This window comes from Pantoea sp. OVA07A (assembly GCF_019969975.1).
Lineage (GTDB): Bacteria > Pseudomonadota > Gammaproteobacteria > Enterobacterales > Enterobacteriaceae > Pantoea > Pantoea agglomerans.
The window spans coordinates 397631-409984 of record NZ_JAHXYM010000003.1; the positions used below are offsets into that span (position 1 = coordinate 397631).

17 protein-coding genes are annotated in these 12354 nt (G+C 51.0%); 11 read left to right on the forward strand and 6 right to left on the reverse strand.

All coding sequences use genetic code 11. From position 1 onward, the window contains the following. Positions 1-249 precede the first annotated feature (249 nt). The 4 genes from frlA to LC417_RS12995 all read left to right on the forward strand — a co-directional run bounded on the left by frlA (position 250) and on the right by LC417_RS12995 (position 4350). Positions 250-1590: a fructoselysine/psicoselysine transporter FrlA gene (gene frlA, locus LC417_RS12980; protein WP_022624401.1), complete on the forward strand. Its 1341-nt coding sequence runs from the start codon at positions 250-252 to the stop codon at positions 1588-1590. Between the two features lie 21 nt (positions 1591-1611). Then, positions 1612-2634 (forward strand): fructoselysine 6-phosphate deglycase, encoded by a 1023-nt coding sequence (frlB, locus tag LC417_RS12985; protein WP_033760629.1) that lies wholly within the window; start codon positions 1612-1614, stop codon positions 2632-2634. 99 nt (positions 2635-2733) lie between these two features. Next, positions 2734-3519 (forward strand): fructoselysine 6-kinase, encoded by a 786-nt coding sequence (gene frlD / locus LC417_RS12990; protein ID WP_033761093.1) that lies wholly within the window; start codon positions 2734-2736, stop codon positions 3517-3519. A gap of 99 nt (positions 3520-3618) precedes the next feature. After that, positions 3619-4350, forward strand: coding sequence for a GntR family transcriptional regulator (locus LC417_RS12995; RefSeq protein ID WP_033760632.1), 732 nt, complete (start codon positions 3619-3621; stop codon positions 4348-4350). A gap of 163 nt (positions 4351-4513) precedes the next feature. On the opposite strand, the gene LC417_RS22540 is transcribed toward LC417_RS12995, so the two are convergent. The 3 genes from LC417_RS22540 to LC417_RS13010 all read right to left on the reverse strand — a co-directional run bounded on the left by LC417_RS22540 (position 4514) and on the right by LC417_RS13010 (position 6250). Then, entirely contained in the window at positions 4514-4822 is a 309-nt protein-coding gene (locus tag LC417_RS22540; RefSeq protein ID WP_223565969.1) for an NAD(P)-dependent oxidoreductase, read from the reverse strand. Positions 4823-4944: 122 nt separating this feature from the next. After that, entirely contained in the window at positions 4945-5466 is a 522-nt protein-coding gene (locus LC417_RS13005) for a GNAT family N-acetyltransferase (protein WP_033760635.1), read from the reverse strand. A 109-nt stretch (positions 5467-5575) separates the two neighbouring features. After that, positions 5576-6250 (reverse strand): SOS response-associated peptidase family protein, encoded by a 675-nt coding sequence (locus LC417_RS13010; RefSeq protein WP_223565970.1) that lies wholly within the window; start codon positions 6248-6250, stop codon positions 5576-5578. Positions 6251-6281: 31 nt separating this feature from the next. Between LC417_RS13010 and LC417_RS13015 the strand changes: the two genes are divergently transcribed. Both LC417_RS13015 and LC417_RS13020 read left to right on the forward strand, forming a co-directional pair. Then, on the forward strand, positions 6282-6818 hold the full coding sequence (locus tag LC417_RS13015) for a hypothetical protein (protein WP_223565971.1): 537 nt from the start codon (positions 6282-6284) through the stop codon (positions 6816-6818). Between the two features lie 147 nt (positions 6819-6965). Continuing rightward, the gene (locus LC417_RS13020; RefSeq protein WP_223565972.1) at positions 6966-7214 is read left to right on the forward strand and encodes a hypothetical protein; all 249 of its coding nucleotides are present in this window, start codon (positions 6966-6968) and stop codon (positions 7212-7214) included. Positions 7215-7343: 129 nt separating this feature from the next. Here the strand turns inward: LC417_RS13020 and LC417_RS13025 are convergent, their stop codons facing one another. Next, positions 7344-7760: a cell envelope integrity TolA C-terminal domain-containing protein gene (locus LC417_RS13025; RefSeq protein WP_033743904.1), complete on the reverse strand. Its 417-nt coding sequence runs from the start codon at positions 7758-7760 to the stop codon at positions 7344-7346. 338 nt (positions 7761-8098) lie between these two features. On the opposite strand from LC417_RS13025, the gene LC417_RS13030 reads away from it, so the two are divergent. Further along, positions 8099-8344: a ParD-like family protein gene (locus LC417_RS13030; protein ID WP_010247005.1), complete on the forward strand. Its 246-nt coding sequence runs from the start codon at positions 8099-8101 to the stop codon at positions 8342-8344. Continuing rightward, positions 8341-9126, forward strand: a complete 786-nt coding sequence (gene map, locus LC417_RS13035) for a type I methionyl aminopeptidase (protein WP_010247003.1) — start codon at positions 8341-8343, stop codon at positions 9124-9126. The genes LC417_RS13030 and map overlap by 4 nt, the downstream gene beginning before the upstream one ends. A gap of 35 nt (positions 9127-9161) precedes the next feature. Here the strand turns inward: map and LC417_RS13040 are convergent, their stop codons facing one another. Continuing rightward, complete coding sequence (locus LC417_RS13040; protein WP_187515646.1) at positions 9162-10256, reverse strand: diguanylate cyclase; 1095 nt, start codon at positions 10254-10256, stop codon at positions 9162-9164. A gap of 202 nt (positions 10257-10458) precedes the next feature. Continuing rightward, positions 10459-10767 carry a hypothetical protein gene (locus LC417_RS13045; RefSeq protein ID WP_010247001.1) on the reverse strand — a complete coding sequence of 103 codons (309 nt, stop codon included), beginning with the start codon at positions 10765-10767 and terminating at the stop codon, positions 10459-10461. Positions 10768-10997: 230 nt separating this feature from the next. Here LC417_RS13045 and LC417_RS13050 point away from each other — a divergent pair, with 230 nt between their 5' ends. The 3 genes from LC417_RS13050 to LC417_RS13060 all read left to right on the forward strand — a co-directional run bounded on the left by LC417_RS13050 (position 10998) and on the right by LC417_RS13060 (position 12247). Continuing rightward, positions 10998-11222 carry a hypothetical protein gene (locus LC417_RS13050; protein WP_010246998.1) on the forward strand — a complete coding sequence of 75 codons (225 nt, stop codon included), beginning with the start codon at positions 10998-11000 and terminating at the stop codon, positions 11220-11222. A gap of 2 nt (positions 11223-11224) precedes the next feature. Further along, positions 11225-11467 (forward strand): hypothetical protein, encoded by a 243-nt coding sequence (locus LC417_RS13055; protein ID WP_223565973.1) that lies wholly within the window; start codon positions 11225-11227, stop codon positions 11465-11467. A 93-nt stretch (positions 11468-11560) separates the two neighbouring features. Further along, complete coding sequence (locus LC417_RS13060) at positions 11561-12247, forward strand: hypothetical protein (protein WP_223565974.1); 687 nt, start codon at positions 11561-11563, stop codon at positions 12245-12247. Positions 12248-12354: the final 107 nt, after the last annotated feature.

Here is a 12354-nt window from a genome sequence, read left to right on the forward strand (position 1 = left end):
ATATTCATATAAATCAATCACCTGATCAATAACCAACGCTCGCTGTTTCTTCTTGTGATGAATTTGTGATCTCCCTCGCCATCTATATTCATCATGTGTTGTTATATTGGTTATGAGTCATCTCGTTATTACATCATTTGGCGGATTTTCCATCCCCCGGGCCGTTGAGGGGGATGCGGCTTTCTGCTGGCGTTATTTCGACGAGCTGCTCTTAACCCTACAACCCTGAAAATTAAAAAAGGTAACGATATGGAAAGCCAGGATCTGCAACGCAAGCTCGGCTTCTGGGCCGTGCTGGCAATTTCCATCGGCACCACCGTCGGTTCCGGTATCTTCGTTTCGGTTGGTGAAGTAGCAAAAGCGGCAGGTACGCCGTGGCTTACTGTGCTGGCATTTGTCATTGGCGGTCTTATCGTCATTCCGCAGATGTGTGTCTATGCAGAACTCTCCACAGCCTATCCTGAAAACGGTGCCGATTATATTTACCTGAAAAACGCCGGCAGCCGTCCGCTGGCCTTTCTTTCCGGCTGGGCCAGCTTTTGGGCGAATGATGCCCCTTCACTCTCAATCATGGCGCTCGCCATTGTCAGTAATCTGGGCTTTCTGATACCCCTCGATCCGCTGAGCGGCAAGCTGGTAGCGACCGGGCTGATACTGGCTTTTATGCTGCTGCATCTGCGTTCGGTAGAAGGCGGGGCCACCTTTCAGACACTGATCACCATCGCCAAAATCATTCCTTTTGTCATCGTGATCGGCATCGGCATCTTCTGGCTCAAAGGTGACAACTTTGTCGTAGTGGAGAGTGCGGCGACTACCAGTGCTGCAGCAGGCTTTATGGCGCTGCTGGCGGGGATTTCAGCCACAAGCTGGTCCTATACCGGCATGGCGTCGATCTGTTATATGACAGGCGAAATCAAAAATCCGGGCAAAACGATGCCGCGCGCATTGATTGGCTCCTGTCTGCTGGTTCTGGTGCTCTACTCGCTGTTAGCGCTGGTGATTTCAGGTCTGATGCCGTTCGACAGGCTGGCTGCATCCGAAACGCCCCTCTCCGATGCCCTCACCTATATTCCGGCGCTCGGCAGCGTAGCGGGTATTTTTGTTGCGGTGACGGCCATTATTGTCATCCTCGGATCGCTCTCCAGCTGTGTGATGTACCAACCCCGGCTGGAATATGCGATGGCCAAAGACAAGCTCTTTTTCAAAAGCTTTGCTCACGTTCATCCCCGGTACAACACGCCGGATGTCTCAATCATTTTGCAGTGTGCGCTCGGCATTTTCTTTATCTTCGTCTCCGATCTGACCAGCCTGCTCGGCTACTTCACGCTGGTGATGTGTTTTAAGAACACCCTCACCTTCAGTTCCATCATCTGGTGTCGTAAACGCGAAGATTACAAACCGCTGTGGCGCACGCCCGCCTTCGGTCTGATGACCTTCGCCGCTATCGCCTCCAGCCTGATTCTTGTGGCGTCCACGTTCGTATGGGCGCCTGTTCCTGGACTTATTTGTGCCCTGATTGTCATCGCTACCGGTCTGCCCGCTTACGCCTTCTGGGAAAAGCGCAATCGCCGTCTGGCTCACGTTTCTTAACCCTGTCTGGAGAGTTGTTTCATGTTGAATATTGATAAACGCAGTGTGGATTTTCTGGTCACTGAAAACATGGTGCCGGAAGTTGAAAAAATTCTGGAACGGGATGTACCGCGCGTTAACGCCATCGTTGATGAGATGGTGCAACGCGGTATCGATCGCATCTACTTCGTCGCCTGCGGGTCACCGCTCAATGCGGCCCAAACGGCAAAACACCTTGCCGATCGCTTCTCGAGCCTGCAGGTTTATGCGCTTTCCGGCTGGGAATTTTGTGACAACACACCGCATCGTCTTGATGCGCGTTGCGCGGTCATTGGCGTTTCTGATTACGGTAAAACGGAGGAGGTAATTAAAGCGCTGGAGCTGGGTGCGGCCTGCGGCGCGCTGACGGCTGCCTTCACCAAATATCACGACAGCCCGATTACCCAGGCCGCTGACCATGTACTGGCCTATGAAGCGGACTGCATCTGGGAGATTCACCTGCTGCTCTGCTACAGCGTAGTGATCGGGATGATTACCCGTCTCTCACCGCATACCGAGATCGGCAAAATCAAAAACGATCTGCGCAAGTTGCCGCAAGCGCTGGGGCATCTGGTGCGCACATGGGAAGATAAAGGCCGTCAGCTGGGCGAACAGGCGAGTCAGTGGCCAATGATCTATACCGTATCGGCCGGTCCGCTGCGTCCGCTGGGCTACAAAGAGGGCATTGTTACCTTAATGGAATTTACCTGGACACACGGTTCCGTGATTGAGAGTGGCGAGTTTCGTCACGGGCCACTGGAGGTCGTCGAGCCTGGCGTGCCTTTCCTGTTTTTGCTTGGCAGCGATGAAAGTCGCCATACCACCGAACGGGCTATCCGCTTCGTGCGTGAGCGTACCGACAACGTGATTGTTATTGATTACGCAGAAATTTCTCAGGGACTGCATCCGTGGCTGGCACCTTTCCTGATGTTCGTCCCAATGGAGTGGCTCTGCTATTACCTCTCTATTTATAAAGATCACAACCCAGACGATCGCCGTTATTACGGCGGATTAGTTGAGTATTAATCCTTTTGCCTGGTCTGAAGAAGACCAGGCGTTTCTACAAGGAGACGCGAAATGAAAAAGGACGATGCAGCAGCAGGTGAAGCAACGCAACCTGACGGAATGATGCGGCTGGCGACGGTGGGCGATAACTGCGTGGATATCTATCCTCAACTCAACAAAGCCTTTTCCGGCGGCAATGCCGTGAATGTCGCAGTCTACAGTAGGCGTTATGCCATGCAGTCTGCTTGCGTGAGTTGGGTGGGTGATGATGCGTATGGTGCAATACTGAAGCGTGACCTGCTGCAACAAGGGGTGGATATTTCTCATCTGCACACGAAAGCTGGCATGACCGCGCAAACCCAGGTTGATCTGCGCAACAACGATCGCATTTTGGGCGATTACACCGAAGGTGTTATGGCGGATTTTACGTTGAGTCATGAAGACATAGCATGGCTCAACGGCTTTGATATGATCCATTCCGCGGTCTGGGGACACGCTGAGGCGGCGCTGCCGGTGCTAAAAGCGTCGGGAAAGATCGTCTCGTTCGACTTTGCCGACAAATGGGAAAACCCACTGTGGCAGAGCTTACCGCCGTATCTTGATTACCTGTTTGCGTCGGCTCAAGTCGAATCGGCCTGGCTGCGTGACCGGCTGCAAACCGTGGTGGAGTGCGGCGCGGGCGTCGCAATTGCCACGCTGGGCGAAAATGGCAGCCTGGCCTGGGATGGAAAACAGTTCTGGCGTATGCCGCCTGAACCAGTGGATGTGGTAGATACGATGGGGGCGGGCGACTCTTACATTGCAGGCTTTCTCTGCGCAGTTGCTGCCGGTGAGACAACCGCACAGGCCATGAAGCAGGGATCGCACTGTGCCGCCTGGACATTGAGTTATCATGGCGCCTGGTAAAACCTGGGTTGGCGTGACACTCCGCGCGCCAGCCCCTATGACTCCGCTATAAAGCCTCCTATAATCACTTTCACTATTTTCAACTGTCAGGGTCGACTCATGCCAGCGACGGCGCGATATTCACATCAACTGCTCTATGCCACAGTACGTCAGCGCCTGCTGGATGAAATTGCACAGGGCATTTACCTGCCGGGCCAACAGATCCCGACCGAAAGCGACTTATGCACGTTATATAACGTCAGCCGCATTACGATTCGCAAGGCGATAACGGAACTGGTTAAAGATGGCGTGTTGATCCGCTGGCAGGGAAAAGGAACTTTTGTGCAGAGCAACAAGGTTGAAAATGCGCTGCTAACGGTGAGTGGTTTTACTGATTTTGGTGTTTCGCAGGGAAAGCCGACGCGTGAAGAAGTGATTGAACAGGAGCGAGTCAGTAGTGATCCCTTCTGCGAAAGGCTTAATATTGCTGGCAACGGCGAAATGTTTCGCCTGCTGCGGGTGATGTATCTTGATAACGAGCCGCTGTTCATCGACTGTTCGTGGATCCCTCTCTCACGTTATCCCGGCTTTGATCAGGTTTATCACGCAGGTGCTTCAACTTATAAACTTTTCCAGCAAAAATATGACAGTCGCGTCGTCAGCGACAAAAAAACCATCGATATTTTTACCGCCACAAAAGCGGAAGCGCTCAGGTTGCAGTGCGAGCTGGGCGAACCGCTGTTTCGCATCAGTAAGATCGCTTACGATCAGAACGATAAACCGGTGCACTATTCAGAGCTCTTCTGCCGGGCAAACCGCGTCACTCTGACAATTGATAATCATCGTCACTGAAAATCACTGGCAGAGAAATAACGGCGCCGTGGCACGCTTTTCACTCATCAGCAGCGGCTACCTGACACCCATTTCCGGTCTATTTATGCTGCCGCGGCAAGGCGATTTTTTCCTTTGATGTACCGTTAACACACTGCGCGTTTTAAAGAATTGCTCGCGACTCTCAGGAACCTTCCATCCGCCAGCTCGCGCTTATTCCCTGGCAAGTGAACTTCCCCATGCCTGATCCTGCATCCAAAATGGCTGCACATGAAGCAAGACGTTTAACAATTTTCCCATAGCCCAGAAAGCCGATGTCCTGATTATGAACAGCAGAGCCTGGTTCTCTTTGCCATCGTCCCTGAGCCATTGCATTCTCCGACGAGACTAAGTTTCTTCTGGATGCCATGATCAACAGCCAGGTTAACTCAGCAGACGCAACCCGGGAGCCAATCCCTTCCACAATAGCGACGCCTGCACGTGTAAGCAGCATCACTCTGTAACAACGATGCTCAACGCTACAGCGCGCTCAAAGCGAACTTTATAGCGCATCATCTACAGCTCGCACTGATTGACCTGAAACGATAGGTACTGACAGGACAGGATATATCCTCCTCACCCCCGTTTTTGATTCCATTCATCCTGACTCAGGGTAAACAGCATGCTTGCGGGCGCATTTTCCAAATCATAAATATCCCGGGTATGACGGAGTCCGGCCTTAATCAGAACCTTTTGTGAAGCCAGATGATTCGCTCTTACGACTGCAGAAATTTCAGCCAGTTTTATCTCTTCGAACCCATAACTAACTGCATAGTTCGCAAATTCCGTCGCCAGTCCTTTCCCCCAGGATTCCGGAGAGAAACGATATCCCAGATTATTGATCGTGATATCGGCAAAGCTTCTGATGCTCAATCCCCCAAAACCGATGATTCTTTCTGGATTATCCTGAAGCGAGATAGCCCAACTGCCGAAGCCATTCAATTCCCAGTGACGGATAGAGCGCGATAGCACTTCCCGTGAATGATGGATATCCGGATGAGGGCCCGCGGGATTAAACGTATTCGTCGCAGGGTCGCCGTAGATCCTGTAAAGATCATCGGCATCTGATGGGGTGACTGGCCGAAGAAACAACCGCATAGTGTTTGGCTGCAAAATAAACGCTCTCAGATTAAGAAACGAGTGATCCTGTTTTTATAACGGGAAACGGTGCGGGAAACTATGTAAATCTCTCACCTCATCAGTCTGTTCAGTCAGGCTTGATCTCTTTAATAAGCGCTTCACCCTGATTGTGGATGTTGCCGACTTTGGCTGTAACAGGATGCCAGGTAAAGTCCTTTTCCGGCAATGCGGCTTCATGTGCAATTTCCTGAGCACGTTCTGACGTGGTTTCGGCACTGAGCCATTCGCGTACAGCATCCGCACTTAAAACCAGCGGGCGTCGGTCATGGATATCAACCATGCCTTTATTGCTCGCTGCCGTTACGATAACAAAACCCTCATGCCCATGATCCTTACCATAAGGAGCGTTGCCGATAGCGGCGAAGAACAGCGGTTCTTTCTCTTTGTGGTAGATAAAGTAAGGCTGTTTTTTGTCGCCCTCTCGCTTCCATTCATACCAGCCATTGGCAGGAACAATGGCGCGACCATGCTCCCACAGCGGTTTGAACATGCGTCCCGTCGCAGCGGTTTCACCACGCGCATTGATAAGCGGTTGTTTGTCCCACCACTCCGGACCGTAACCCCAGTAAACCGGATCAAAGTGCAGTTCATTATCCCGCTCATTGAGCAAGAGCACTTTGGTGCCTGGAGCTACGTTAAAGCGGCCTATCGGCTCCGGATCATAAATAATTTCATCGGGCTTCAGCCCCAGGGATTCAAAGTAATCGTCTCTGCTGCTGTACTGCGCAAACCGTCCACACATGGGCACCTCCTCTCATAAGGATAGCGCAGCGTTGAATGAGTTAAATAAATCTAAAAAAATTGTTTATCTGGCTGAAGATATCGTGATTTTTGACGAGAACATGATTAATGAATATGAAAATACTGGAGCCGTAATGAAGGGAATTATTTTAAGTCTGGCTATGGCATCACTGATTGCGGCCTCGTTTACAGCTGATGCGCGCGGCCATCGTGGTGGGGGTGGGCATAGAAGCTACAGCCATAGTTTTAGTTCAGGTTATTCATCACAAACAACGACACCCAGAATCAAGAAGAGATATTCCAGCGCCAAGCGAACGGCAAGATATGCTACAGCGGGCGCAGCAGGTTACGGCGCATACCAGGCCCATAACTACACGTCATCCTACGTGCGTGAGAAGGGCCGTCAGGCCGCAAGAAAATCCTCAACGAACAGCGATGACAGCCAGTATCAAAATCAGCCCCAGGCTCAGCCAGTTAGCCAGAATATGGCGCCGACTTGTTCACCCTTATCTATGGCAAGCCAGCCGGGCTATACAAACCTGCCTGTATGCCTGGGCAGTGTTAATTGATTTCAAGCCTTGTAGCGATGAAACGACGATGAATTGATATTTTTCAGGAAGACACATTTTACAGAATGCCACTTACCGCACCCCGGAGAGGTCATATTTTAGTGACTTCGTAGGGACACGAACCTTTAATAATATGAGATATAACTCATGACCATAGTTTTTATACCTGCCCTCATCCCATTACTGATGAGAATTGAGAATGAGAAAGGAAGCCCGCTTACTGAGCAGGAAGTCAGTAGCATCCGTGATAATGCCACAACTATCGAAGTGCCGCGTGATGTTGCTCTCGCCATGGCTGAATGCCGCGGTTACTTCGATATCAACCCTGAAAGTTGCTGGGCTGAATGGAGCTTGTACTGGAGTAAGAGTTTGCTGTCTGTTGCTGACAACGGATAACTGCATCGCGGTGCACAGTTTTAGCAGCCGGTATCTGACGGCATAGCTTCAGAGCAGCACGGTGCCTTATGGGATTGTGAGTTTAGACATTTAAGTGCAACGCTTAACACTTTCCTTAGCTATGTAATCTTATTGCGGAGCAAAATGTATCGGGATTTCATCCTTCATAAAGGCGGGTCTCATTGGAAAAGTGTGGGCATCTGCAGCTTGTTTGATTGCTTTAATTGCAGCAGCGCACAGAGCTGGATCTCCGCCCTGAACGTTGATGCTTACCGGAGGCTCGCCTTCCGGCTGCCTGATCCTTACATCACATGTTTTACCGCGATAATTATCTGCATCGAAAAACCGATATTGTATTGCTGTAACAGCCTGGCAGAGCCAAAGCTGAGTTTCACGCTCTTGAGTTTGCTGTGGTGTCTGAGATTCACACTGACTTTTAATCTCTGACGCGTCGGGAGTCTTAATTCCCTTTTGTCGGATGTGATTTGTGCTCATATGGCATCCTGAAACTGCCAATGCGGCAGTCAAAGCAATTATTCTTTTCATGATTACATCCCTGATCTTTACCCATATTTTATACCATTAATTCTACTGACTTAATATCCACAGCCACCAGAACAACCCAGTACTTCATCTGCTCAGTCATCAGCTACGTTTTCAAAAAAAGACAGTGTTTCGGCGCTTTTTCGGCGGGACTGCACTACTGTTACCTGGCAATACACACCTTCCTATTACCTATAAATTTTTCTGTTCCGATCGAAATGCGTGGCCGTTGGTCATCATTCTGTACCCTGCTTCAGACGCGCAACAATCTCACCCCTCTTTTCAAACCACGCCGATAACGTTAAGCTATACGAAACATATACGTTTCATATAAGGCTTGCATGGGTATCGTAAAAATCTCCGACCTGATGCATGAGAATCTGCGCATCGCCAGTCAGGCGATGAGCCGCTCAATTAATGCACAGGCAGAACACTGGCTAAAACTCGGTATGCTGGCAGAACTCTATCCACAGCAGACCCAACATCAACTGGCGCAGATGCTAATCCGGCTTGAACTGGAAGGCAGCGCTGATATACGCAATATGCTCCCTAAAGAGAGCCTCACCACACAAGGAGACGTGTCATGAACAGCGTTAAAATTCATACCGCAGCGGAAATCGAAATGGCACGGGCAGCCGGACAGGCTGCGGCTCAGGTGCTGGCGATGATTACACCTCACGTCCGTCCCGGCATCACCACGGAAGAGCTGGATGATATCTGTCACGATTTTATTGTGAATGAGCTTAAAGTGACGCCAGCAAACATCGGTTATCACGGTTATACCCGTACCACCTGCACGTCGGTCAATCATGTGGTCTGCCACGGCATCCCGGCCAGCAAAAAACTCAAGGATGGCGATATCGTTAATATCGATGTAGCGATCATCAAAGATGGCTGGTATGGCGATACCAGCCGGATGTACTTTGTCGGCACACCGTCAGTCCGTGCCAAACGTCTGGTGGAGATCACCTATCAGTCGATGGTCGCCGGTATCAAAACCGTACGTCCTGGCGCGACGCTGGGCGATGTGGGCGCAGCTATCCAGCGTGTCGCTGAATCGGCTGGCTTCTCGGTGGTGCGTGAATATTGCGGTCACGGCGTTGGTGAAATTTACCACACCGATCCACAGGTGCTGCACTACGGCACGCCGGGCGAAGGGATGCCACTGAAAGCAGGCATGATTTTCACTATCGAACCGATGATTAATGCCGGTAAAGCCGGAACCAGCGTGCTGTCAGATGGCTGGACGGTGGTCACCAAAGATCGCTCGCTCTCGGCACAATGGGAACATACTGTCGCTGTCACCGATGAGGGTTTTGATCTGCTCACACCCTGGCCTGAAGGCACCGGCGACTACCCGGCGATTTAATCTCTCAGCCTGAGACAGGGTCTCAGGCTGCATTGTTAACTGCCCCTGACTTCACTCAGCGTTTCCAGCGTGCCGGAATGCCACAACTGCACATCGTTACGTCCGGCGCGCTTGACCTGATACAGCGCCTCATCGGCGCATCTCAGCCATTCATGAATTGTCGCCGCATCGCATGCCGGTGCAATCCCGATACTCACCGAGCACTGAAAGGTAGATGAAGCCGGCAGCCGCAGCAGGGCAATCCCCTGTCTGATCTGCTCTGCCAGCAACATGATGCTGGTTTCATCCGCATCCCGCACAATCACACACAGCTCATCGCCGCCAAAGCGGGCAGGTATATCTTTCAGGCCGACGCTGTCACGCAGCAGTGCCGAGATTTCTGCCAGCAGGAAGTCGCCGGATTCATGCCCGAAGGTGTCGTTAACCTGTTTGAAGTGATCGACATCCAGCAGCATCAGCCAGGCTTTACCCTCACCTCGCTGGGTACGTAAAAACTCGCTTTCAAGCCGCCGCTCAAACAGACGTCGGTTAGGTATTTTCAGACCAGGATCCATCAGCGCAATGCGTTCCAGCTCCTGATTCTTCTTTCGCAGACTCAGGGTCAGATTGTGTGAAACCACGCTGAGCGCCAGCAGATAGCCGCTGGCGAGCGGCAGAGTCAGCCAGACGGTGCGGGTAGAGAAGGTCAGCTGCAAAGGCGCCTTTTCGGCTAACCAGGCCAGTAAAAAGGTCAACAGAAAGGCCTGCAGAGCAGACTTCAGCTGAACCCAACCGCCCGCCGAGTAACGATCAGAGATCAGTACCGCCATGATAATAATCGAGGGAAGCGGACTCAGCGCCATGGTTGCCACCCAGAAGCCGCCGAATGCGGCATCCAGCGTCAGATTCTTACGTTCAAAACCCGTGGGATCGCGCGATCGCAATGCCAGTCTGAAAGCGGCATAGGGCCAGACAAACGCATTAGTAAATAGCAGTGCGCAGAGTTCCAGGCTTTTTCCCAGCTCCATCAATACTGACAGAATGGGCAGGAAACAGAGAAAGGTGCCGAGCTGGCGCATCATGAACATGCGGCGCACAAATCGCGTCGATCGGCGCTTCAGCTGAATATCGTCAGGAGTGTAGTAATTCATATGCAGACTGAAGCAGCAACAGGTTATGGCAGTTTATCGGCAATTAATGAATTAAGGTAAACTATTTACAGAATATTCTTATTGCGGGCCGCGAAAGGCATCTCGTCAGGCTGTGACTTGTGTGCCGGGGACGATGGCAGTCAGGGGACATTAGCAGTAATGTGAGAAGATACCGCGCGCCATGAATACGCGCGGAAGCTTTTTATCGGCGGCCTTTAACCACTGAGGCAGACCAGTTGAAATCGCTGACTTCACTGGCGGTCATTGAAGAAGGTTTTTTCTTACGCAGCGGTTTTTTCTTCTCCTTCTCAGCCTGCGCCCTCTCCTTCTCCAGTTTGCTGGTCATGATGATCTGACGAGCTTCACTATTGAATTCTTTCTCTTTTTTGCTATCAGGCTCTTTACCGGTTCGTTGACGGTACTTCTCGGCCAGGCCCTTATAGGTTTGCTCGACGGCCAGTCGTTCATCAGCGTTGAACTGATCAATGGAAATCATCTTTTTATCGTTCATAGCGGCGTGTCCTGTGGCGAGTTATTCCGGCAAGTGTACCGCATTTGCGGTCCGTTAACGCAGGGAATGGCATTAATCCGGTGAGCTGCTGATTCCGTCAGCACATGCAGCCCGGTAATTTCTCTGAAACCTGCGCTTAGCCCTGTAAAAAATAGGGTTATCTCTTAATATAAAACTAATGTTCATCAGGTTTACTGGCAGTGACCACGTACTGCCGAGGAGCTGAAGGAATGATAAAAGAGACCGATCGCCTGTCACAGGCACTATTACGGCGGCATGGGATTGGCGTTAAACAGAAACGTATACACTTCCGTGGCAGGGATCTGCTGTTTCAGCTGCACAACGCCCGCTATGAGGTGTTCAACGGCGATCGCTGTATTGCAACCGTCGATACCAACAATATCAATGAAGCCATTAAGCAGTTTAAAGCGCTGGACCATCCAGGGGAGAAATAGCCATGCCAGACTATCGTCTGTTTCAGAAAGAGCAAACAGTCAGAGCCGTGAACACTGAGCGGCAGGATCAGCAGGACGCGTTAATGGCTGAAGGCTATAAGATGGTGTGGGACGTGGTGCATGCCGATAACGCCGATGCCGCGCTGCTGCGCTATCAGCAATTGCGTCACGAAGAGGATAATGCTGAGCAGAGTTTCGCAACCGATTCAGTTTCAGATAGCCTGATGAACCTGATATCCCGCTGAGTCAGTGCGGGGCTGAAGGTATAAAGCCAAAGTTACTGTTAATTCATGCTGTGCTGATTAGAATAAAGAAAATTTCCCGAATACAGGTTTCTGATGAAAATCACCATTCACAAAGAAGATGAGCTGTTTATGCACAACTTCTTTGCTGCGCCATGCCACACCGTTGAAACAGACTCACCACAGGCACAACAGATTCAGCAATCGCTTCAGCTGGCCATCCAGCAAAAAGGTGCAGAGGCTGATGGCGACTGGAAACGTAGCCTGACTTTTTTGATTCTGTTTCTCTTTTTATATGCTGCGCTGGGTGCCTCGCTGACACTTGATCTCAGCACCACTGGCACGCCTCATAAGAGTATTGAATATGCGCTGGAAGCAATTCCGGTGCTGATCGCCTTCTCCGGCTTCTTCATCTCTATTCTCTATCTGTTCCTGACCCGCGCCAGCGCGCGTAAACAGCGTAACTGGGAAAGGACTATTCTGGTGCTGGAGAAATACTCCATCGGAAATCTGTTTAAAGCGACGCATACCCAGGGCGGAGGTACCAGCAACTACTCCGTACCCAATCTTTCCATTTCGCTCGCGCTGTTTATCTGCCTGACCTGGCTGGTGATTTATAACTATCTGACATTTACCACCAGCGGAGTGTTTGGCAGTGTCATCTCCTTGTTTATCAGCACCATGGTGTATGTGATTCTGGATATTCAGCTGCTTAAGCCTTTTACCCATGCTGTGGAGAAAGAAGAAGCGGAAAGGAGTGACGCGGATAAAGAGCTGGATTAACTGCGCCTGGTAAGCGGCAAAAGAGATACCCGGTCAATGAGCCGGGTATTTTTTTGTCTAATCAGAACGATCTTGCTGCAAGACTTCTGCTGCACGGAGTTCAATGA